Source organism: Streptomyces sp. A1277 (assembly GCF_004795015.1).
In the GTDB taxonomy this organism is placed as follows: Bacteria; Actinomycetota; Actinomycetes; order Streptomycetales; family Streptomycetaceae; genus Streptomyces.
In genome coordinates, this window is the sequence record NZ_SSBI01000072.1 from 1 (window position 1) to 21,652 (window position 21,652).

A 21,652-nucleotide genomic window follows, 5' to 3' on the forward strand; every position below is an offset into this window, starting at 1 on the left:
CGGCCGCGTGCGTGGTGGCTCCGCCGATGCGCCGACAAATCCGAAACAGGACAGTCGAAGACGTCAGTCAGTCGGCGAGTCAGACGCATCAGCAGAACCACCACTCACATCCTCACTGTCAGTCGAGCGCGTTGAGCACGGGCAGGTAGCCGCCGGACTGCCCGGCGGCGAGGGGGTGGTACGACTCGCCGATGTTGAGCAGGTTCAGGCTGTGCAGCCAGGCGCTTCCCGAGCAGATCTCGTGCCCGCTGAACTTGGCGGCCACGTCACCGAAGCTGAAGCCGTGGTCGGCGGCGCGCTTGGCGGTGGCCGCGTTGAGGTAGTCGGCGGCGCCGTTGATGGCGGTGCGCACCTTGTCGCTCAGACCGACGATGCAGCTGCCGCCGATCTTGTAGAAGCGCGGGTAGCCGAGGACGACGACGTGGGCGGCGGGGGCCTTGGCGCTGATCGCGTCGTACACCGAGTTGAGCCGGCCCGGCAGGGTGGTGTCCACGTAGCTGCGGGCGGTGGCGATCCGGTTGAGGCAGGTGGCCTCCGACTGGAGGACACAGGTCGTCATGACGTCGGCGAAGCCCGCGTCGTTGCCGCCGATGGAGATCGAGACGAGGTCGGTCGAGGAGTTGAGCGGCCCGAGCTGATTGGCGATCACATCGCTGGTGACCGCCCCCGAGCAGGCGGTGAAGGCGAAGGAGGAGGGCGAGTGGGCGGCGGCCCACAGGGAGGGGTAGGCCAGCGTGCTGCGCTTGCAGCTCCCACTGGAGCTGATGTAACTGCCGGAGCCGACGCCCGAGGAGTACGAGTCCCCGAGGGCGACGTAGTCGACGGACGGTGCGGCGCTCGCGGTGGCCGCCCCGGTGAGGGCGATGACGGCGCCGAACAGGAGCGAGGACGAGAATGCCACGAGTCTGGACAATTTCACGGAATCTCCCTTGGACCGGCCGGCAGGATCTCTGCCTACTCAGTGGTAGCAGTGCGGACGCCATTTTCGGAAGTGTTCATGCCAAGTCGAACGGATGAGCTTTTCCCGAAGGGCTCATGACGCCGTGTCAGTCTCCGACCGGCACAACGCATCGGCCCGCACGAAGGTCACGAAACCCGGGTGCGGCACGTGCCCCCGTGCCGGATCATGGGCGCCATGCCCGACACCCCCGAGACCGCGCTGCCGATCCGGCTCAACGTCGACGACAGCGACTCCCCGTCCGACGTCGTGGACGCACTGTTCCTCGGCCGCTTCGCGACGGGCGAGCAGCCGCACTCGCACAGCACCTCCCTCGAACGGGTCAAGACGGGCTCCACCATGCTTCCCCCGGCCGCGAAGGTGCTGCGCACCGCCCGCGACGACGACCGCAGCGCGATGCTCGCCGAGGGCGAGGGCTGGACGCTGCTCGTCTCCCGCTGGAACCGGGGCGCCGACGTCACGGTCACCGCGACCAGCGCCGAACTGGCCGAGACCGTCCTCAAGGAGGCCACGGACGGCGTCGTGGACGAACCGGAACCGCAGCCGGACAACGTGACGATGGGCTTCTGGTACGTCTCGCCGCGCCGCGGCCCGTACCGCACGACCCGCCGGATCGCGGCCGGCAGCTGGGACGAGGTCCGCCCCAACTACACCGCCCCGGTGGCCGGGGCGATGGACCGGCTGATGAAGGTCACCCCGGACGACATCGCCGGCCGCCTGCTCCTGCTGCACGGCCCGCCCGGCACCGGCAAGACCTCCGCCCTGCGCACGCTCGCCCGGTCCTGGCGGGACTGGTGCCAGGTGGACTGCGTCCTGGACCCCGAGCGCCTGTTCAACGACGTCGGCTATCTGATGGACATCGCGATCGGCGAGGACGACGGCAACGCGAAGGGCCGCTGGCGGCTGCTGCTCCTGGAGGACTGCGACGAACTCATCCGCGGCGAGGCCCGCCACACGGCCGGCCAGGCACTGTCCCGCCTGCTGAACCTCACGGACGGCCTGCTCGGCCAGGGCCGCAACGTCCTGGTCGGCGTGACCACCAACGAGGACCTGGAACGCCTCCACCCCGCCGTCGTCCGCCCCGGCCGCTGCCTCGCCCGCATCGAGGTGGGCCCCCTCACCCGCCAGGAGTCCCTGACCTGGCTCGGCACCGACGAGGACCTCCCGCGCGACGGCGCGACCCTGGCCGAGCTCTACGCCCTGCGCCGCGGCACGAGCCCCGCCTCGGTCCCGAAGCAGGAGTCGGGGGCGGACGCGGGGCTGTATCTCTGAGGGCGCGAACGTAGGCCGCCGGGAGGGCCGATCACCTGACCGACCGCTACTTCGAGGTGCTGCCCTCCGGCGAACGCCGCGAGGGGCGGGGGAAACCACCGGTCTCCAGGGACCTGAGGGCCACAGTGGTACATCAAGCGTGCGGTCGCGCTGGAGGGCGAGCGGTTCGGTGACACGCCGGTGCCGACCGCCCGCCCTCACCTCATCTCACCTCGTGTACACCGCCCGCACCGCGTCCTGGGCCAGTTCCAGGGCGCGGGCGCGGGAGAGGCCCAGGCGCCGGGCGTGTTCGGCGTAGTCGCGGGCCGCGGTGGCGGCGTTGCGGTCGGCGGTGTCTCCCGCGGCGGCGATGAACGTGCCGTTGCGGCCGCGGGTCTCGATGACGCCGTCCGCCTCCAGCGCGCGGTATGCCTTGGCGACCGTGTTGGCGGCGAGGCCCAGTTCTTCGGCGAGGCCGCGCACCGTGGGGAGCCGGTAGCCGACCGGGAGCGCGCCGGAGCGGGCCTGTTCGGAAATCTGCGTGCGCAGTTGCTCGTACGGGGCGGTGCCGGAGTCCGGGTCCACAGCGATCTTCAGAGTCACCGGCCGATTGTCTCCTACCGGCGGAAAAGGAGAGGCGGGCGGGCCGGGAAGGCGGATACGGTCCGGGGCGTGACTGTCATCGTGCGCGACTTCCGGCCCGACGACGCCGAGGCATGGGTGCGGGTGCGGCGCGCGGCTCTCCCGTACATGATCACCACGCCCGAGCAGGTCGTCTTCGAGCCGGCCGGCTCCCCTCCCGGGCGGCGCTACCGGCTGCTGGTCGCGGAGGAGGACGGCGAGGTCATCGGGACGGCACAGGCGGGTCTCGCCCACGAGAGCCCCGAGCCGGGGCAGGCGTTCTGCAATCCGTACACCCATCCGGAGCGCACCGGCCGGGGCGCGGGTGGGCTGCTGCTGCGGACCGCCGAGGAGTATCTGGCCCTGGCCGGTGCGACCTCGGTCCACACCTGGGTCCTGGACACGCCCGGCAACCGGGCGTTCGCCGCGAAGCGCGGCTACGCGCCGAGCCGGTCGGCGCACTTCCTCCACCTCGACCTGGCGAACGGCTCGCTGCCGCCCCGTCAGGAGCTGCCGCCCGGTGTCGAGCTGCGTACCGCCGCCGACTTCGCCGACGACCCGCGCCCGCTCTTCGAGCTGGACGCCGAGACCACCGCGGACGAACCGGGCGACATCCCGGCCCAGTTGGCGGACTACGAGGAATGGCTCGCCGCGACCTGGCGTGATCCGGGCCTCGACCACCGGCTCACCTCGGTCGTCGTGGCCGACGGCGAGGTGGCGGCCTTCAGCGCCGCGCGGACCGACGGCGCGAGCCGCTACTGGTCGGGGATGACCGGCACCCGGCGCGCCCACCGCAACCGCGGCCTCGCGAAACTCGCGAAGAACGACTCGCTGCACCGGGCGCGCGCCGCCGGGTACACCGACGCCTACACCGGCAACGACGCCGGGAACGGTCCGATGCTGGCGGTCAACCGCTGGTTCGGTTACGAGATCTGTGCCACGGAGGTACGCCATGTCCGCAAGCTCGGCTGACACCGTCCTGACCATCGTCCTCGTCAAGGCCGGAAAGACCAAGATCAGGTATCCGGCCGCCCTGGTCGCCGACGACGGTGCCCGGGTGACCGTGCGGGCGCCCTGGGCCGCGCCGGGCACGCGCGACTTCGGCTTCGTACGCTTCGAGCCGGGCGACGTCTTCACCGAGCACTACTGGCGCGACGCCTGGTACGCGGTGAAGGAGGTCCGCACGGGCTCGGGCGAACTCAAGGGCTGGTACTGCGATGTGACCCGCCCGGCCGTGGTCCGGGACGGCGAGCTGGTCGTCGAGGACCTGGACCTCGACCTGTGGGTGTCGGCCGACCGCACGCAGGTCCTGCGGCTGGACGAGGACGAGTTCGAGGCGAGCGGGCTGGCCGGACGCGACCCGGAGGCGGCGCGCGCCGCCCTGCGGGCCCTGGACGAACTGGAGCGGCTGGCCCGCTCGGAGCACGGGCTCGCCCCTCTGCTGGCCTGAACGGGTGGCGACCCCGGGCCCGCCCGGACCGGGCTCGGGCCCGGGGTCGCCCGGCCCGGGCCGCCGGGGGCCGGTGGCCGGTCACCCCTCCCCCGGCCCCTCGCTCACCGGCAGCGCCACCGCCCGGCGCGTGCCCTCCGGTTCGTACGCGATCGTGTCGCCGTCCTCGTGCCAGTGGATCAGGAAGCGCTCGCCCGCCCGGTAGCCGTCGAGCCCCGCGCGGCAGTAGGCGACCATGTCGTCCGGGAGGTCGTCCAGCGGATACCAGGCCAGCTCGGAGCACTTGTCCGGCTCGCGGTTGTACGGGGGCCTGGTCCGGTCGTACGCCACTTCGAAGAACCACCCGGTCCGGGGGTCGCCGCCCGGGCCCCGGTGCTGCATGACCAGCGCCATGCGCAGCTCCTGCGGGTCGAGGTCGAGACCGATCTCCTCGGCCGTCTCCCGGATCAGCGCCCGCCGCACGTCCTCCCCGTCCTCCACGTGCCCGGACGGGGCGTGCAGCAGGCCGTCCGCGTATCCCGTGCCGGCCCGGCGGGCGAGCAGCACGTCGGAGCCGCGACGGAGGATCAGGTGCACGTCCACGACCTCGGTGTGCCGGTGCGGCCGGTGCGCGCGGGCCACCAGGGCGTACCGCTCGTCGTCCACCTCCTTGCCCCACAGGTCGCGGTCGTCGGACAGCCGTTCGTGGTGGACGCGCTCGGTGAGCGGGGCGAGCAGCGTGGTGAGGTGCCCGGCGGAGAGACCGTCCCCGTTCCACACGCCTTCCACCAGCACCAGCCTGCCGCCCGGGCGCAGCAGCCCCGCCCAGTGGCGCAGGACGGCCGCCGGGTCGGGCAGCAGCCACACCACGTGCCGGGCGAGGATCACGTCGAATCTCCGGTCGCCGACGGGAGGCCGGGCCGCGTCCCCCACCAGCACCCCGGCCCCCGTACCGGCCAGCTTGGTCCGGGCGCGCTCCACCATGCGCGGGGAGCTTTCGACGGCGGTGAGCCGGTGGCCCTGGCCGGCCGCGAGCAGGGCCAGGCTCCCCGTACCGCAGCCCAGGTCGAGCACGTCACAGGGCTCTGCGGGCAGCCAGCTCTCCAGCCGCCGCGCCCAGGCGCGGCGGACCACCGGGTCGAGCAGTCCGTGGTCGGCCTCCTCGTCGAACGAGGCGGCGGCGGAATCCCAGTCGATCGTCGTCATGGTCCGATCGTGCCAGCCGCCACTGACAACGGCCCGGGCCTGCGCCGGGACGGCCGGACTTAAGGGTCCGTGAGGCGCTCCCTAAGCCGGGCATAACGTTCGCCACCAGCACCTATTCCGGCCCGGTCCGGACCCGGGCGGCGGCTAGCTTGCTGTTCCCCGGGGCCGTCCCCGTCACCTTGTGGACCACCGAAGGAGCACCGCCGCCATGGCCGTCATCACCCCTGCCCGCCGCAGGTTCGCCGCCCTCGCCCCGCTCGGCGCCCTGCCGCTCGCGCTGACCGCTCTGGCGGCGGCTCCGGCCTCGGCGCACGGCTCGCTGACGGACCCGGTCAGCCGGGTCTCGGCCTGTTTCGCGGAGGGGCCCGAGCATCCGAGGTCCGCCGCGTGCGTGGCCGCCGTCGCGGCGGGCGGCACCCAGGCGCTGTACGACTGGAACGGGGTGAACATCGCCGACGCGGCCGGGAGGCACCGGCAGTTGATCCCGGACGGCAAGCTGTGCAGCGCGGGCAACGACAAGTTCAAGGGGCTCGACCTGCCGCGCGCCGACTGGCCGGCGACGAAGCTGGCGGCGGGCCGGCACACCTTCCGCTTCCGGGCGACCGCCCCGCACAAGGGCTCCTTCGCGCTCTACCTCACCACCGCCTCGTACGACCCGGCGAAGCCGCTGAAGTGGTCGGACCTGGAGGCCAAGCCGTTCGCCGGGGCCACCGATCCGCAGCTGGTGGACGGCTCGTACGTCTTCGACGGCACGGTGCCCGAGCGGTCGGGGCGGCAGCTGATCTACACCGTCTGGCAGCGCTCGGACTCGCCGGAGGCGTTCTACGCCTGCTCCGACGTGGTCTTCGACGGCTCCGCCGAGGGCGGTACGGGCGGCAGCGGGTCGGTCGGCGCGGTGCCGCAGCCGTCCGCCTCCGCGCCGTCCGAGCAGGAGATCGAGAAGGGGGCGGCCAAGTCCTCCGTCGAGCACGGGGGTCACGGCGACGACGACGCGCGTACGGGCGCGAAGGTCACCGAGGCGGCCGGTGATCCGACCGCTCCGGCGGCGGGCGCGCCCGAGCCGTACAGCGCCTCCACCGCCCCCGCCCCGGCGGGCGCGAACCTCGCCGAGACGGGGAGCGGCGCCGGCACCGCGTATCTGACGATCGGCGGCGCGGGCGCAATCGCCGTGGGTGCGGCGGCCCTGTTCCTCACGGTCCGCCGACGGGCCGTCACCACCGCCCGGCACGGACGCTGAGCGGCGGGACGGGCCTGCCTCTCGGTCTTCCTAGCCGATGACCGAGGCGCAGGTGGTCGGGGTGGCGTGCGCCGGGTCCAGGGCGTTCGCCACCTCGTGGTAGGCGACCCGGTCGATGGTCCCGATCGCCACGTGCTCGGACAGGTCGACCGGGCACAGGTCCTGGAGCAGGACGTTGCGCACGTCCGGCCCGTCCAGGAACTGCGTCCGGTACGGGGTCACGACCTCGTCGTACCGGGTCGCGATGACGGTGTAGTGCACTCCGGGCACGGTGTCGGGCACGGAGTTGAGCTTGGTGATGAAGGGCGATCCGGCCACCTGGTCGGCGAGTCCGGGCGTACCGGCGTTGAGCAGGTCGCCGACGCCGGGGAAGTAGGGCAGGAGCTTGGTCAGGCCGAGCAGGGTGGTGCCGTGGTTGTCGGGCGCGAGCCCGATCATGGCGTTCACCTTGGCCGCTCCGCCGAGGAACTTCAGGTAGTAGTTCGGCATCATGCCGCCCTGGGAGTGGCCGACGATGTCCGCCTTGGGCGCGCCGGTGGAGGCGAGCACCTTGTCGACGAAGGCGGAGAGCTGGCCGGCCGACTTGTCGATCGGGCCGAGGCCGTTGAAGACCGGCACGCCGGGGAGTCGGCCGTAGTCGAGGGAGTAGACGCAGTAGCCCCGGTTCACCAGGTAGGGGGCGAGGACGAGCCAGTTGTCGACCGAGTTCCCGAAGGTTCCGTGGACCAGGACGACGGGGCGGGGATGGGCTGCGGAAGGCTTGCAGGAGTAGTCGTTCCAGCCGCGCGAGGCGGCGGCCGTCGCGGCGGTGGGGGTGGCTGCGGCAGCGGTGGCCGTGGGGGTGGCGACCGCGGCGACGGCGAGAAGCAGGGCGGCGAGCATCCGGCGCGCGCGTGGGGAGCGCGGCGCACGGGTCCAGGGCAGCATCGTGGGATCTCCTTGCGGCTCAAGGGAGTTGCGATGTCTGTGCACCCTGCGGCCCGGACCACAAGTCACTGCTGGCGTTCTGCGTGCTCATGCCAAATTACGCACGAGTAGGGTTTCCTGGGAAGTTACGCGTCGGTAAAAAGTGCGCGGGATCGGCCGGGGTTCCGGACGCGCGGCGCACGGGCGGCCCTGCCGCGAGCCGCCCCCGACCCCCGGCCCCCGCACACCGCTCAGGCCGCTCAGGGCCCCGCACACCGCTCAGGCCGCGAGCCGTCCCGGCATGACGGCCCGGGGCCCGAACCTCTCCCGCAGCCGGTCCGCGACCGCCTCGATCCGCCGCGCCCGCTCGTCCACCGGGTCGAAGGTCAGCTGGTGGGCGGCCCGCCCGGCCTCGCCGAGCCCCTCGGCGCGCAGCCCGATCCCCCGCACCCGGGCCCGCTGCAGGGCGAACGAGTCGTGTATGCGGTACGCCAGCGCGGTGAGCTCCGCGGAGTGTGCGGTGGGCTCGCGCAGGGTACGGCTGCGGGTCAGCGTCGCGTAACCGGTCCGGTCGGCGTAGCGCACGGAGACCGCGAGCGAGCGGCACACCTGCCCCTCGCCGCGCATCCTCGCCCCCAGCTCCTCGGTGAGCGACATGAGCGCGCGGCGCTGGCGTTCCCGGTCCAGCTCGTCGCGCGGGAAGGTCCGTTCGGCGGCGACCGAGCGGGCGGCGGCGTTCGGTACGACCGCGGTGCGGTCGATGCCGCGCGCGCGTTCCCACAGGTCGCGCCCGGTCCGCGCCCCGGTGATCCGTTGCAGGGTGCCGAGCGGGGCGGCCGCGATCCGGCCGACGGAGTCGAGCCCGTATCCGCACAGGGTGCGGGCCGTCGCCGCCCCGACGCCGTCCAGCGCGGCGGCCGGCCGGTCCGCTAGGAAGGCGGCGGTCCCGCCCGCGGGCACCACGAAGGTCGTCCCCGGCGCGGCCTGCCGCAGCGCCATCCGGGCCAGCATCGGGTTCCGGGCGGCCCCGATCGCGCAGTCCACCCCGTGCAGGGCCAGGGCGCGGACCCGGATCACGGAGGCGAGGCCCTTCGCGTCCCGCCCGAAGTAGCGCAGCGCGCCCCGCACATCGGCGAGCGCCCCGTCGGGCGGTGCCGCCTCGACGACCGGGGTGAACGCCCCGAGCAGGGCGAGCAGCCCCGCGTAACCGGCGGCGTCCGGAGGCCCACCGCCGACCCGCCGGAACCGCAGACAGAGGATGCCGGGCTGCTCGTCGGGCCCGCGCGGCCCGGATTCCGGCACCTCGCCAGCCCCGTGCAGCTCAGACAGCTCAGGCAGCTCAGGCACCTTTCTGCTCCCACACACCTCAGGCACCGCACCAACCCCAGGCACCGCACCAGCCTCAGACGCCTCGCCAGTCCCAGGCATCTCAGACGCCCCAGACACCTCACCACCCCCACGCAGCTCGTTCATCCCGCGCTCCCCGGGCTCTGGTGCCACAGCTTCCTTCCGCTGGGCAGCCCTTCGCCGGGCGGCCGGAGGTCGGCCCACGGGTTCATCTCGTAGCCGGTGGGCATCCGGATGCGGCGGCCGGCGTCACCGGCCGGGGCCTCGTCCGGCGCCGGGCCCTCCCCGGCTTCGGGCTCGGGCACCTGCGCCAGCCGGGCCGCGACCGCGTCGAGTCCGCCGGTGCGCCGCAGTTCGGCCAGCTCCGCCAGGTTCCAGGCGGCCGCGCCGACCACGCTCAGGCTCCGCGCCCCGCGCCGTTGCACCACCCCGCGCACCAGCAGCAGCCAGGAGTGGAAGACGGTGTGCGCGCAGGCGGCGTGGCTGTCGTCGAAGAAGGCCAGGTCGACCAGGCCCGTACCGTCGTCCAGAGTCGTGAAGACGACCCGGCGGCCGGAGCGGATGGGCGGGGTCTGGGTCGCCGCCTTGGCACCCGCGACCAGCACGGTCTCCCCGTGCCGCGCCTCGCGCAGCCGCTTGGCCGAGACCGCGCCGAGCTCCTTGAGGAAGGCGTGGTGATCGCTCATCAGGTGGCGCGAGACGTCCATGCTCAGCACGCCCAGCTCGGCGCTGAGCCGTTCCGCCTCGTTGAGGTCGGGCAGGCCGACGGGCGCGGTGCGGTGGCCGCCGCCGAGCGGGAGCTGCGCGCCGGCACCCCCGGAACCCGCGCCCCGCTGGGCGCGGTGCAGTTCGGACAGGTGCAGCAGCAGGTCGCGGCGGTTGGCCCCGAACGCGTCCAGCGCACCGACCTGGGCCAGCCGTTCGGCGGCAGGCTTTCCCGGACGGGCCCGCTGCCAGAAGTCCAGCAGCGAGCTGTAGGGCTGCCCGGCCTCGATCCGGGCGACCTCGGCCGCACTGATCCCATGGACGTCCGAGAGCGCCAGCCGCAGCCCCCAGCGCTCTCCCGACTCCCCCTCACCAGACACCAGTTCGATTCGATGGGAGGCCGCCGACCGGTTGACGTCCAGCGGCAGCACCGGCACCCCGCGCCGCCGGGCGTCGGCGAGCAGCAGCCGCTTGGGGTACATCCCCGGGTCGTGGGTGAGCAGGCCGGCGTAGAAGGCGGCCGGGTGGTGCGTCTTCAGCCAGGCCGACTGGTACGTGGGCACGGCGAAGGCCACCGCGTGTGCCTTGCAGAAGCCGTAGCTGCCGAACGCCTCGATGATCTCCCAGGCGCGGGCGATCACCTCCGCGTCGTACTTCCGCGCCGCCGCGTGCTGGGCGAACCAGAGCCTGATCCGGCCCTGCGACTCGGGGTCGGAGAGCCCGCGCCTGACCCGGTCGGCCTCGTCGCGGCCGCAGCCGGTCATGATGTCGACCATTTCGATGATCTGCTCGTGGAAGACCACCACGCCGTACGTCTCACGCAGTGGCCCCTCCAGGTCGGGGTGCGGGTAGCGGACCGGCGCCCGGCCGTGCCGGGCCTCGATGAACGGGCGGACCATGTCGGCGGAGACCGGGCCCGGCCGGAACAGCGAGATGTCGACCACCAGGTCGTGGAAGCTCTCCGGCTGGAGCCTGCCGACCAGGTCGCGCTGGCCGGGCGACTCGATCTGGAAGCAGCCCAGCGTCTCGGCCGTCCTGATCAGCCGGTACGTCTCCGGGTCGCCCGGCTCCACACCGTCCAGGTCGATCTCCTGGCCCGAGGCCCGCTTCACCTCCGTGACCGCGTGCGCCATCGCCGACTGCATCCGTACGCCCAGCACGTCGAGCTTGAGCAGCCCGAGGTGCTCCACGTCGTCCTTGTCGAACTGGGCCATCGGGAAGCCCTCGCCGCTGGTGGGCACGACGGGGGTGCGGCGCAGCAGCGAGGCGTCCGAGAGGAGGACCCCGCACGGGTGCATGGCGACGCCGCGCGGCAGGGCGTCCAGCGCCTCCACCAGCTCCCACAGCCGCCCGTACTTCTCCTTCGTCCTGGCCACCTCGCGCAGTTCGGGCAGTTCCTCCATGGCCGCGCGGGCGTCGCGGGCCCGGATGTGCGGGAATGCCTTGGCGAGCCGGTCGGTCTCGGCCGGGTTCATGGAGAGCGCGGCGCCGACGTCGCGGATGGCGTGGCGCACCCGGTAGGTCTCGGGCATGGCGACGGTGGCGACCCGCTCGGCGCTGAAGCGGTCGATGATCGCGCGGTAGACGTCGAGGCGGCGGGCCGACTCGACGTCGATGTCGATGTCGGGCAGCACGAGGCGGCGCTTGGACAGGAAGCGCTCCATCAGCAGCCCGTGCTCGACCGGGTCGGCGTGGGCGATGCCCAGCAGGTGGTTGACCAGCGAACCGGCCCCGGAGCCCCGGGCGGCCACCCGCACCTTCATCTCACGTACGTCGTCCACCACCTGGGCGACCGTCAGGAAGTACGAGGCGAAGCCGTGGTGGGCGATGATGTCCAGCTCGTGGTGCATCCGGTCCCAGTACTCCCGCCTGCGGTCGTAGCCGCGCAGGACCATGCCGGTGGCGGCGCGGGAGGCCAGCACCCGCTGGGCGGTGCGCCGGTCCGCGCCGACGAGGCGGGGTTCGGGGAAGTGGACGGAGCCGAGGCCGATGTCGCCCTCGGGATCGACCACGCATGCCTCGGCGGTGTGCCGGGTCTCCGCGAGCAGCCGTGCACCGGCGTCCGGGCCGAGTCCGGCGGCGGTGGCGATCCGCTCGGCGTCCTGCGCCATCGCGTGGGCGTCCTTGAGCCAGCGCTCACCGCTGTCGAGCGGGGCGCGGCGCGGGTCGACGGGGACGAGCCTGCGGGCGGCGTCGAGCACGTCGGCGACCGGGCCCTGCCCCGCGTCGGCGTACCGGACGGCGTTGGTCAGCACGGCCCGTATCCCCTGCTCGGCGGCGAGGCCGACGGTACGGGCGGCGAGCCGCAGCGAGCCGGGCCCGGTGCCGGTCCGCCCGTGGTGGACGGCTTCGAGCCGCAGGTCGTCGCCGTACAGCTCCCGCCAGGGGGCGAGGAGCGCGGCGGCCAGGTCGGGGCGGCCCGCCGACAGTGCCCTGCCCACGTCGGAGGCGGGGCCGAGCAGCACGGTGAGCCCTTCGGCGGGCAGCGCGAGCCGTTCGACCAGGGGGCGGCCGCCCTCGGGGACGGCGGTGTGGGCGGCGGTGACCAGGCGGCACAGCTCGGCCCAGCCCTGTGCGCCGTCGCGGGCGAGGAAGGTGACCCGGGGTGCCGATTCATCGACAAAGGCGCCCCCGCGGGCCGGGGTCCGGGGCCGGTGCGCACGCCCGTCCCCCGCCACGGGAAACACCGCGAGGTCCACCCCGAACAACGGGCGCACCCCTTCCCGCTCGCAGGCCCGGGCGAACCGGACGGCGCCCGCCAGGGTGTCGCGGTCGGTCAGCGCGAGGGCGTCCATCCCCCGCTCGGCGGCGCGCTCCGCCAGCCGCTCCGGGTGCGAGGCCCCGTACCGCAGGGAGAACCCGGAGACGGTATGCAGATGCGTGAACCCTGGCACCTGCACCTCCTGAGCCGATCCGTACGCGCTATCCACCCCCTCGCTCTCCACCATAAACCAAGTTTCGAACACTCGTACGATACTCGGTGCGCGGGCACTCCCTCTTCCACCGTTCGGCCCCGCCCCGACTGCGCGGGCGCCGGGCACCCCGGAGCGTGGGGGCATGACTTTCGCTGACGAGGTGAAGAGAGCCGTCACGCCCCGGGCCGCACTGCTGGTCATCGGGGTGCTGGCGCTCCAGCTGCTGTTCATCGCGTCCTACATCGGAGCGCTCCACAGCCCGAAGCCGAAGGACGTCCCCTTCGGCGTCGTCGCGCCCCGGCAGGTGTCCACCCGCCTCGTCACCCAGCTGAACGGCCTCCCCGGCGGCCCGCTCGACCCCCGCACGGTCGCCGACGCCGCCACCGCCCGCCGGCAGATCCTCGACCGCGAGATCGACGGCGCCCTGATCGTCGATCCCGGGAGTACCAAGGACACCGTGCTGGTCGCCTCCGGCGGGGGCACCGTCCTGGCCAACTCCCTGACGAAGCTCATCAAGGAGGCCGAGCTCAGCCAGAAGCGGACCGCGCACGCCGTGGACGTGGCCCCGGCCTCGCGCCAGGACTTCGACGGACTGTCCTCGTTCTACCTGGCCGTCGGCTGGTGCGTCGGCGGCTACCTCTGCGCCTCGATCCTCGCGATCAGCGCGGGCAGCCGCCCCGCCAACCGCCAGCGCGCCCTGATCCGGACCGGGGTCATGGCCCTGTACTCGATCGCGGGCGGCATCGGCGGCGCGATCATCATCGGCCCGATCCTCGGCGCCCTGCCCGGAAGCTTCTGGGGGATGTCCGGCCTGGGCGCGCTGACCGTCTTCGCGGTCGGCATGATCACCCTCGCCCTGGAAGCCCTCACCGGCATCGTCGGCATCGGCCTGGCCGTCCTGCTCGTGGTCATCGCGGGCAACCCGAGCGCGGGCGGCGCCTTCCCGCTCCCCATGCTCCCGGACTTCTGGCGCGCGATCGGCCCCGCCCTGCCCCCGGGCGCCTCCACCTGGACGGCGCGCTCGATCGCCTACTTCCGCGGCAACGCCGTGACCGGCCCCCTGCTGGTGCTGTCCGCGTGGGCGGTGGTGGGCACGATCGGCACCATGCTCCTGGCCCTGCGGAAGAAGCCGGACGCGGCGGACACCCGGGCCACGGGGGCGGGGACTGCGGCGACGGGGCCGGGGGCGGGCGGCGCCGGGTCGAGCCTGGCGTAGCAGCAGCGGGCACGGCCCTCGCGGAACCGATCACGACCACGTCACGCCGGCCGGAGCAGCGGCACGGCCGTCGACCCCTACGGCGAGCCCCGCAGAGCAGGAGGGATCACACCCCTAGGCATGACAGGTACATGACGTCATGCTGGAGCGACCTCGTGCCACCCACGAGGCGAAGGCAGGCCGGCCGGTCAGCGGCCGCCCCAACTTCCCCCCACCCCACGGAGGTTGCTCATGCGTCGCCGCGTCGCCACCCTGTTCGCCACCGTCTGCCTGTCGCTCCCGCTCGCTCTGCTGCCCACCGCCTCCGCCTCGGCGGCCCCCGCGGATAAGCCCCAGGTCCTCAGCTCGTGGACGCAGACGAGCGCCGCCAGCTACAACACCTGGAACGCCGCCCGCAACAACCGGGGCGCGTGGTCCGCGTACGGCTTCGACTGGTCGACCGACTACTGCAGCTCCTCGCCCGACAACCCGTTCGGCTTCCCCTTCCAGACGGCCTGCGCCCGCCACGATTTCGGCTACCGCAACTACAAGGCCGCCGGCACGTTCTCCGCCAACAAGGCCCGCCTCGACAACGCCCTCTACTCGGACCTCAAGCGCGTGTGCGCCGCCTACTCCGGCGCCAAGCTGACCTCGTGCAACGCCACGGCCTGGACGTACTACCACGCGGTGGACATCTTCGGCGTCGCACCGGCCACGGCGGGCGCCGGCAGAGCGGCCCTGACCGGCTGATCAGCGCTTCTTCCCCGGAGGCCGGGCCCGCACACCGGAGGCCCGGCCCCCGCCTCATGCGCTCCCCGTCCCCTCCCGCACGTGCATGGCCCCCGGCCGAAGCCGGGGGCCATGCGTCACCGTACGGAACGGTCAGCCGATCTGTGCGCCGAACGCCGCCAGCGCCTCCGGCACCGGCTGGAAGAACGTCTCGCCGCCCGACGAGCAGTCGCCGCTGCCGCCCGAGGTCAGGCCGATCGCCGTGTCACCGGCGAAGAGCGAACCGCCGCTGTCGCCGGGCTCGGCGCAGACCGTCGTCCGGATGAGCCCGTTGACGATGTCGCCGTTGCCGTAGTTGACGGTGGCGTCCAGGCCCGTCACCTCGCCGTCGTGGACCTGGGTGGTGGAGCCGCTGCGGGTCACCGTCATCCCGACGGTGGCCTCGCCCGCCTTGGTGATGGGCTGGGTGGAGCCGTTGTAGAGGTCCACCTCGCTCGGGTGCGCGGTGGACGAGGTGTACTTCACCAGGCCGAAGTCGTTGCCCGGGAACTCCGAGCCGGCGTTCGTGCCGATCTCGGCGCCGCTCTGGGAGTCCGACCAACTGGAGATCGCCTCGGTGCAGTGCCCGGCGGTCAGGAAGTACGGCTCGCCGCCCTTGACCACGTTGAAGCCGAGCGAGCAGCGCCCGCCGTTGCCCCAGATCGCGTCGCCGCCGGCGATGAACGGCTTGAACTCCCCTGCCGACTTCTTGAGTTCGGCCTTGCCGCCCAGCGAGTCGACCACCGCTCCGAGCCTCTTCAGGTCGGCGCCCTTCACCGTGCGGTCGGCGGTGACGACGACCTTGTTGCCGACCGGGTCCACAGCCCACGAGGTGCCGGGGATCGTCGCCTTGCCGGCCAGGGTCTGCCGGGCGGACTTCAGGTCGGCGAGCGTGTTCTTGACGACTCTGGCCGTGCCGCCCGCCTGCCGCACCCGTTCGGCGGCGGCCTCGTCGACCACGTTCATCACGAGGTGCTTGCTGCCGGCGTCGTAGTACGCGCCGGCCGCGTCGGAGCCCATGTCCTTGCCCAGGCCCGTGGCGAGCTTCCCGGCCGCGTCCGCGCTCAGCGTCCGCGCGGTGAACTGCGGGACCTGGTCACTGGCGTTCGCGCTCTGGAACGTCACGCCCGCCGCGACCAGGCCGACGACCGCCGAACCGGCCAGCACTGCCCGCTTCCTCGATATGCGTCGATGCTTCAACTTCGACCTCCTGTGGGGGCCGCGCACGGATGATGTGGGGTCGTCCGTACGCGGAGGATGAAGCGCCCACTATGGTCAGCGCCCGGATGGGCACACAAGGCCGAGTCCTGGACGCACACACGACAACACCGTTTCGGTCGCGGGGTGTTCACTTACCGGTACCGGGCCCCCCGCTCACCGGCCGGCCCGGACACGGCGAAGCCGGCCCCCGGGCGTGATTCCACCCGGGGGCCGGCCGGTGTCGGTCCGCCGCCCGCACCCGCCGGCCCGCCCGTACGCGACGGGCCGGCGGGTCCGGTCAGGCCGTCAGTACAGGCTGATGCCGTACGAGCTGAGCGCGCTCAGCGCGTTGGTGACCGGCTGGAAGAACGTCGTGCCGCCCGAGCTGCAGTTGCCGCTGCCGCCCGAGGTCAGACCGATCGCCTTGGAACCGGAGTAGAGCGGACCGCCCGAGTCGCCGGGCTCGGCGCACACGTTGGTCTTGATCATGCCGTAGACGACGTCGCCGCCGCCGTAGTTGACCGTGGCGTTGAGCGCGGAGACGGTGCCGCTGTGGATGCCGGTCGTGGAGCCCCGGCGGGTCACCCGCATCCCGACCGTGGCGTTGGCCGCGCCGGTGATGTCGACGCTGCCGACGGTGCCCTCGTGGGAGACCGCGGCGTTGTCGTAGCGCACCAGCCCGTAGTCGTTGCCCGGGAAGCTGGAGACGACCGTCGGACCGATGTAGGTGGTGTTCGAGGAGTTGGTGTACCAGGGGGGCTTGCCGTCGGTGCAGTGGCCGGCGGTCAGGAAGTAGTACGTGCTGCCGCTGCGGACGTTGAACCCGAGGGAGCAGCGCCAGCCGGGTGCGTAGATGGCGTCACCGCCCGAGAGCAGCTTGCTGAACTTGCCGGGGGTGTGCTCGATGCGCAGGGCTCCCGCGTTGCCGCCCGCGGAGTCCTTGATCTGCTGGATCTCCGCCGCGGAGACCGTGCTGTCGACGGTGACCACGAGCTTGCCGGTCGCCGGGTCGACGTTCCAGGCGGTGCCGGCGACGTCGGCGCCGAGTACGGCGTCACTGGCGGCGGCGAGCTGGTTGGCGCTGTACGTTCCGTTGGAACTGGCCTGGGCGGTGGGGACGGCCAGGGCGGCGACGGCCACGAGGCCCGCCGCGATGGCGATGGCCCTGCTGCGTCTCGCGATACCGCTGAGGGGGGTGGTGCGCTTGATCCTCACTGTCATTCCTCCCGAGGGGAATCGGGGGCCCGCCTGTGGGGTGGTCGGGCCCGTGAGGCGCAGTCAGGCGCACGGCCATCCGTCCGCATTCCGGATATGCCGTGCCCCTGACAAGCGCTGCTCGGGAGTATTCAAGGCGTCAACTTGCCGCGCAAGGGCGCCTTTTGGCCTGAGCCAGGCCCGGCCGGCACGGGAAGGCCCCGCGGGCCAAACCCCGCGGGGGCCGGGCGGAGGCGGCGCCTCAGCCGTCGATCCGGTGGCGCTCACCGGCCTCGACGGCGACCGGGAGGGTGTTGCCGGGCGGCGGGAAGGGGCAGATGAAGTGGTCCGCGAAGGCGCACGGCGGCAGCAGCGCGCGGTTGAAGTCGACGATCACCGAGCCGTCACCGGCCGGCGCGGCGGGCCGCAGGAACCGGAAGCGGTAGCTGCTGTTCCCACTGGTCGCGTCGGCGAAGACCGCCCAGAGCGAGCCGTCGGGCTCGACGGCGACCTGGAGCGTGTGCCCGGCACCGTCCAGCTCGAAGGCGATCTCCCCGGCGAGCCCGAGCCCGCGCTCGACACCGTCGGCGTTCTCGACCCGGACGGTGCGGGAGCCGGCGTACGGCCGGTAGGTGCCCGGCACCGCCCAGCGGGCGTCGTACGGGGTCGCCCCGATCGCCCGGAACGCGCGCCGCGCCGCGGAGTCCGGGTCGAAGACCCGTACCGCCCACAGGCCCTCGCGGCTCAGCACGACCAGCCTGCGGCCCTCGTGCTCGACCCGGGACGCGTCGATCGGGCCCCGGTCGGCGCCGAGCCGGACCCGGCCGGTGAAGGGCCTCCCGTCCACGGTCAGCCCGTCCTCGGGGGCGGCTTCGAGCACCGGGGCGCCGTCCTCCTCCCGCCACCGGCCCGGGACGGCCGGAATTCGCCCCTCCGGGCGGTCCGCGAGCCAGTGGGTGCCGGTGAGGGAGAGCGGTCCGTACGGCGCCGAGACCGTGGCGGTCCGCTCCTCGTGCCAGCGTTCCCAGTCCCGCGCTGCCTGCTGCTGTGCTTGCGTGCTCATGGATCAACCCTTCCATACCGGTTCGGCGAGACCGAGGTGCGACCGCAGCGTGGGACCGGTGTACGCCCGGCGGAGGACCCCCCGTTCCTGGAGGAGCGGGACGACCCGGTCGACGAAGTCGTCCAGGCCGTCGGGGGTGAGGTGCGGGACGAGGATGAAGCCGTCGGTCGCCCCGGCCGCCACGTACTCGGCCAGCAGCGCGGCGGCGGTGGCCGGGCTGCCGATGACGACTGCCGGCCGGTCGCCTCGATGACCGTCTGCCGGATGGAGAGCCCCTTCTCTTCGGACAGCGCGCGCCAGCGGGCCGCCACCGCGAGCGGGTCGCCCTGCCGGACCCGCCCCCGGACCAGCTCGGCGCGCCGGGGCCCGGGTCGCTCGCGGGCAGCGGCCCGTCCGGGTCGTACGAGGACAGGTCGCGGCCCCAGACCTGCTCCAGGGCGGCGATCGCGTTCTGCGGCGATACCTGCTGGAGGCGGATGGCGGCCGCGCGCTCCTGCGCATCGGGGTCGGTGTCGCCGAGTACGAAGGTGACGCCGGGCATGACCTTCAGCTCGTCGGGCTCCCGCCCGTGGGCCGCGAGCCGCCCCTTTACGTCCGCGTAGAAGGCCCGGCCCTCGTGGAGGGTGCCGTGCCGGGTGAAGACGATGTCGGCTGCGGACGCGGCGAACTCCCGGCCCTCGGAGGAGTCGCCGGCCTGGATGACGACCGGGTGGCCCTGCGGGGAGCGCGGGACGGTGAACTCGCCCTCGACGGTGAAGTGCCGGCCGTGGTGGGCGACGGGGCGCGGGGCTCCGTCGGGGGTCCAGGAGTCCCACAGCTCGCGGGCGGTGGCGACGAACTCGGTGGCGCGGGTGTACCTCTCGGCCCGGTCCAGGCAGCCGCCGCGCCGGAAGTTCTCGCCGGTGAAGGCGTCGGAGGAGGTGACGGCGTTCCAGGCGGCCCGGCCGGCGCTGAGGTGGTCGAGGGTGGCGAGCCGGCGGGCCGGTTCGTAGGGCTCGTTGAAGGTGGTGTTGACGGTGGCGGTGAGACCGAGCCGGTCGGTGACGGCCGCGAGCGCGGAGAGCACGGTCAGCGACTCGGGCCTGCCGACCACGTCCAGGTCGTGGATGAGCCCCTTGTGCTCGCGCAGCCGCAGCCCCTCGGCGAGGAAGAAGAAGTCGAACAGCCCCCGCTCGGCCGTGCGCGCGAGGTGTTCGAACGAGGAGAACTCGATCTGGCTGCGGGAGCGCGGGTCGGACCAGACGGTGGTGTTGTTCACGCCGGGGAAGTGCGCGGCGAGGTGCATCTGTTTCGGGATCCGCTGCGAGGCGGCGGCCGTCATACCCGTTCCCCCGCGCGTGCGTACCGGTTGGCGGGGCGGGCCAGGCCCAGGTGCTCGCGCAGGGTGCCGCCCGGGTAGAAGGTCCGGAACAGGCTGCGGTGCTGGAGCAGGGCCACCGTGCCGTTGACGATCCGTTCGAGGTCGCGGGCGGTGTGATCGGTGTGAGGTGGAAGCCGTCGACCGCGCCGGCCCGGTGCCCCTGGGTGATCAGGTCGGCGAGGTCGACCGGGCCGCCCCGGTAGTACGTGCCCCGGCCGGCCGGCGGCGGCCCGCTCGCCGGCCCGGGCTCGGGCGCCGTCTCGGCGTCGCCGAGGTCGACGGTGAGCGCGGCGAGCACCCGCAGCGCGTCGGGGTCCCGCCGTGGGCCGCGGCGCCGCGGTGGAACGGATCTCGGCGTCGTCCTCCCAGCTGTCCCAGAGCCGGGCGCAGACGTCGGCGCACTCGCCGGCCTCGTGCCACAGGTCCGGGGCGGGTGCGGCGGGGCGGCGGCCGAACAGCCGGGCCTCGGACCCGGTCCGCCGCGGCGCCGCGGTGGAACGGATCTCGGCGTCGTCCTCCCAGCTGTCCCAGAGCCGGGCGCAGACGTCGGCGCACTCGCCGGCCTCGTGCCACAGGTCCGGGGCGGGTGCGGCGGGGCGGCGGCCGAACAGCCGGGCCTCGGACCCGGTCGTGGACACACCGACGTGCCAGCCGGTGAACATCGTGACGTCCTCGGCCATGGAGTACATCCACAGCAGCGGGGACTGCTCGCGGCGCCAGATCCGCCCGCTCCCGGGTGGGTGGGGGTCGATGAGGTGGAGGTCCAGCGGCCGGTCCCCGTACAGGGCGGGGGTGTTGGCGGCGAGCCGTTCGGCCAGGCCGGTGCCGTGCGGCCCCGCGCCGATGACGGCCAGCGCGGGCCGGGCGCTCACCGGTGGCCCGGGGCTGCGGGTGCGCGCCGGACGGCATCGTTGTCTTCCGGGGGTGCGGCGGGAGGGGCCGGGGGGAGGGTGACGGTCTGCGCGGGCATGCGGGAACTCCGTGGATGCGGCGATCGAACACGGGGCGCGCCCTCGGCACGGAAGACAGCAGCGTGGAACACGAGACGGACGGGCCCCTCAGCCCGGTCCTCCTCCGAGACAAGCGCTGTTCACGACGGGCTGTCAAGCCTGTCCACCCTGTGAGCAGTACGTCTCGGGGCAGTTGACGGGTCCCCGCATGCCTGTTCCACTGGGGCCATGCATTCGCAGCAGTGGCTGGTCAAGCGCTCCCACATCGACTTCGGTCGCGTGTGGTCCTGTTCCTGTTGAGCCGACGCCCTGCTTCCCGCGCTTTCCCGCTCGCGCCCCGACCGGCGCCGAGCCCTTCCCCGCGCGCCCTCGCACACCCAGCACAGCAGCACCCTCCCCTCGCACCGCCCTGCTCCGCCGCCCCGCGGAGCGGGGCGAGCGGGTGACGCCGCATCAGCAGTCGCATCCGCAGTCACAGCTGTCGCAGCAGCTACAGCAATCGCAGCAGTCGCCGCACGCATCGCAGCCATCACAGCAGTCCCCGCAGTCGCACTGGCTGCACAGCCCCTCGCGCCGTTGACGCGACCAGGGGTCCTCGAAGGTGCCGCAGCACATCTGGCAGGTGCAGGCGAGCCCCGCCCACACCAGGCAGCCCATGACGAGCCCGCGCCGGTCGCGCGGGGGCTCGGGCGGCGGCTGCGGCGGGCCGAAGGGCGCGCCCGGCCCGGTGGGAGCGTACGGATTGCCCGGCGGCGGCCCGAACGACCCCGCGGGCCGTGTTTCTGACGGGTCGCCGGGCTTCGCGGTCAGCAGCCCGCCGCTCTGGTGCGAACAGACGTCCGTGGCGAAGGCGCGGTCCACCGAGCGCCGCAGTTCGTGTGCGAGCAGCACATGCGCGAGCCGGCCATCGGTGAACTCGGCGTCCTTGAGCGCCAGCCGTACGCCCCGCAGCGCGTCGTCGCACAGCCGGCGGGCCTCGGCGCGCGAGGTGCCGGTCGCGGTGAGCGGGTTCCAGGCACCCGACGCGGCGTCAGCTTCCTGGTCCTCGACGGCGTCCAGCAGATGCGCGAGGCGCCCGAAGAGGCGTCCGGCCTCGGCGAGCGGCTCGGCGTTCTGCGGCTTGCCGGCGAGTACGGCGGTGTGCGCGAAGGCCGCCGCCGTGGCGGTCTCGGTGGGCTCGGTGACCGTCAGCAGCGGGGTGCCGGGGCCGGCCAGCAGCTCGATGCCGGTCTGCCGGTCGACGGCGTCGACGAGGACCGCGGTGTCGAAGCCGAGCTGTGCGCCGGTGCGCGCGCCGGCCCGGTCCCAGCCCGCCGCCACCCGGCGCGCCGCCGCGGCGACCGGGCG

16 protein-coding genes and 3 pseudogenes are annotated in these 21,652 nt (G+C 73.5%); 6 read left to right on the forward strand and 13 right to left on the reverse strand.

The genetic code is table 11. The features are described 5' to 3' along the window. Positions 1-118 precede the first annotated feature (118 nt). Entirely contained in the window at positions 119-901 is a 783-nt protein-coding gene (locus E6R18_RS32235) for an SGNH/GDSL hydrolase family protein (protein WP_136320424.1), read from the reverse strand. 234 nt (positions 902-1,135) lie between these two features. On the opposite strand from E6R18_RS32235, the gene E6R18_RS32240 reads away from it, so the two are divergent. After that, a complete protein-coding gene (locus E6R18_RS32240; protein WP_136320410.1) occupies positions 1,136-2,230 on the forward strand; it encodes a DUF5925 domain-containing protein in 1,095 nt (364 codons plus the stop codon). 207 nt (positions 2,231-2,437) lie between these two features. On the opposite strand, the gene E6R18_RS32245 is transcribed toward E6R18_RS32240, so the two are convergent. Further along, positions 2,438-2,812, reverse strand: coding sequence for a GntR family transcriptional regulator (locus tag E6R18_RS32245; protein WP_136320411.1), 375 nt, complete (start codon positions 2,810-2,812; stop codon positions 2,438-2,440). 69 nt (positions 2,813-2,881) lie between these two features. Here E6R18_RS32245 and E6R18_RS32250 point away from each other — a divergent pair, with 69 nt between their 5' ends. Further along, entirely contained in the window at positions 2,882-3,802 is a 921-nt protein-coding gene (locus E6R18_RS32250; protein WP_136320412.1) for a GNAT family N-acetyltransferase, read from the forward strand. Further along, the gene (locus tag E6R18_RS32255) at positions 3,783-4,280 is read left to right on the forward strand and encodes a DUF402 domain-containing protein (RefSeq protein WP_136320413.1); all 498 of its coding nucleotides are present in this window, start codon (positions 3,783-3,785) and stop codon (positions 4,278-4,280) included. Before E6R18_RS32250 ends, E6R18_RS32255 begins: the two co-directional genes overlap by 20 nt. 81 nt (positions 4,281-4,361) lie before the next feature. Here the strand turns inward: E6R18_RS32255 and E6R18_RS32260 are convergent, their stop codons facing one another. Continuing rightward, positions 4,362-5,465 carry a methyltransferase domain-containing protein gene (locus E6R18_RS32260; protein ID WP_136320414.1) on the reverse strand — a complete coding sequence of 368 codons (1,104 nt, stop codon included), beginning with the start codon at positions 5,463-5,465 and terminating at the stop codon, positions 4,362-4,364. A gap of 208 nt (positions 5,466-5,673) precedes the next feature. On the opposite strand from E6R18_RS32260, the gene E6R18_RS32265 reads away from it, so the two are divergent. Beyond that, positions 5,674-6,702, forward strand: a complete 1,029-nt coding sequence (locus E6R18_RS32265) for a lytic polysaccharide monooxygenase (protein ID WP_136320415.1) — start codon at positions 5,674-5,676, stop codon at positions 6,700-6,702. A 30-nt stretch (positions 6,703-6,732) separates the two neighbouring features. Here the strand turns inward: E6R18_RS32265 and E6R18_RS32270 are convergent, their stop codons facing one another. The 3 genes from E6R18_RS32270 to E6R18_RS32280 form a co-directional block, all read right to left on the reverse strand. Next, on the reverse strand, positions 6,733-7,629 hold the full coding sequence (locus tag E6R18_RS32270) for an alpha/beta fold hydrolase (RefSeq protein WP_136320416.1): 897 nt from the start codon (positions 7,627-7,629) through the stop codon (positions 6,733-6,735). 258 nt (positions 7,630-7,887) lie between these two features. Further along, positions 7,888-8,859: a hypothetical protein gene (locus E6R18_RS32275; protein WP_136320425.1), complete on the reverse strand. Its 972-nt coding sequence runs from the start codon at positions 8,857-8,859 to the stop codon at positions 7,888-7,890. Positions 8,860-9,077: 218 nt separating this feature from the next. Next, entirely contained in the window at positions 9,078-12,608 is a 3,531-nt protein-coding gene (locus E6R18_RS32280) for a DNA polymerase III subunit alpha (RefSeq protein ID WP_206308490.1), read from the reverse strand. Positions 12,609-12,717: 109 nt separating this feature from the next. Between E6R18_RS32280 and E6R18_RS32285 the strand changes: the two genes are divergently transcribed. Both E6R18_RS32285 and E6R18_RS32290 read left to right on the forward strand, forming a co-directional pair. After that, the gene (locus E6R18_RS32285) at positions 12,718-13,791 is read left to right on the forward strand and encodes a DUF3533 domain-containing protein (protein ID WP_136320418.1); all 1,074 of its coding nucleotides are present in this window, start codon (positions 12,718-12,720) and stop codon (positions 13,789-13,791) included. Between the two features lie 231 nt (positions 13,792-14,022). After that, complete coding sequence (locus tag E6R18_RS32290) at positions 14,023-14,520, forward strand: phospholipase (RefSeq protein ID WP_136320419.1); 498 nt, start codon at positions 14,023-14,025, stop codon at positions 14,518-14,520. A 132-nt stretch (positions 14,521-14,652) separates the two neighbouring features. Here E6R18_RS32290 and E6R18_RS32295 read toward each other — a convergent pair whose 3' ends face one another. The 7 genes and pseudogenes from E6R18_RS32295 to E6R18_RS32325 form a co-directional block, all read right to left on the reverse strand. After that, positions 14,653-15,738: a S1 family peptidase gene (locus E6R18_RS32295; RefSeq protein WP_136320420.1), complete on the reverse strand. Its 1,086-nt coding sequence runs from the start codon at positions 15,736-15,738 to the stop codon at positions 14,653-14,655. Positions 15,739-16,044: 306 nt separating this feature from the next. Beyond that, entirely contained in the window at positions 16,045-16,953 is a 909-nt protein-coding gene (locus tag E6R18_RS32300; protein ID WP_136320421.1) for a S1 family peptidase, read from the reverse strand. A gap of 241 nt (positions 16,954-17,194) precedes the next feature. Further along, a complete protein-coding gene (locus E6R18_RS32305) occupies positions 17,195-17,995 on the reverse strand; it encodes a DUF1684 domain-containing protein (RefSeq protein ID WP_136320422.1) in 801 nt (266 codons plus the stop codon). Positions 17,996-17,998: 3 nt separating this feature from the next. Next, positions 17,999-19,316: pseudogene (locus tag E6R18_RS32310) on the reverse strand (NtaA/DmoA family FMN-dependent monooxygenase). Next, positions 19,313-20,008: pseudogene (locus E6R18_RS32315) on the reverse strand (FMNH2-dependent monooxygenase); the annotation flags it as partial. The pseudogenes E6R18_RS32315 and E6R18_RS32310, both read right to left, overlap by 4 nt. Further along, a pseudogene (locus E6R18_RS34520) lies at positions 20,009-20,227 on the reverse strand (FAD/NAD(P)-binding protein); the annotation flags it as partial. Between the two features lie 531 nt (positions 20,228-20,758). Next, positions 20,759-21,652: hypothetical protein (locus E6R18_RS32325; protein ID WP_136320423.1), on the reverse strand; the 894-nt coding region annotated here is incomplete at its 5' end.

What these genes read in the sequence shown, in the direction of transcription:
- E6R18_RS32265 (WP_136320415.1), top strand. Translation starts at nt 5,674, where the DNA reads ATGGCCGTCATCACCCCTGCCCGCCGCAGGTTCGCCGCCCTCGCCCCG.
- E6R18_RS32240 (WP_136320410.1), top strand. Translation starts at nt 1,136, where the DNA reads ATGCCCGACACCCCCGAGACCGCGCTGCCGATCCGGCTCAACGTCGAC.
- E6R18_RS32285 (WP_136320418.1), top strand. Translation starts at nt 12,718, where the DNA reads ATGACTTTCGCTGACGAGGTGAAGAGAGCCGTCACGCCCCGGGCCGCA.
- E6R18_RS32280 (WP_206308490.1), bottom strand. Translation starts at nt 12,608, where the DNA reads ATGGTGGAGAGCGAGGGGGTGGATAGCGCGTACGGATCGGCTCAGGAG.
- E6R18_RS32270 (WP_136320416.1), bottom strand. Translation starts at nt 7,629, where the DNA reads ATGCTGCCCTGGACCCGTGCGCCGCGCTCCCCACGCGCGCGCCGGATG.
- E6R18_RS32260 (WP_136320414.1), bottom strand. Translation starts at nt 5,465, where the DNA reads ATGACGACGATCGACTGGGATTCCGCCGCCGCCTCGTTCGACGAGGAG.
- E6R18_RS32305 (WP_136320422.1), bottom strand. Translation starts at nt 17,995, where the DNA reads ATGAGCACGCAAGCACAGCAGCAGGCAGCGCGGGACTGGGAACGCTGG.
- E6R18_RS32255 (WP_136320413.1), top strand. Translation starts at nt 3,783, where the DNA reads ATGTCCGCAAGCTCGGCTGACACCGTCCTGACCATCGTCCTCGTCAAG.
- E6R18_RS32290 (WP_136320419.1), top strand. Translation starts at nt 14,023, where the DNA reads ATGCGTCGCCGCGTCGCCACCCTGTTCGCCACCGTCTGCCTGTCGCTC.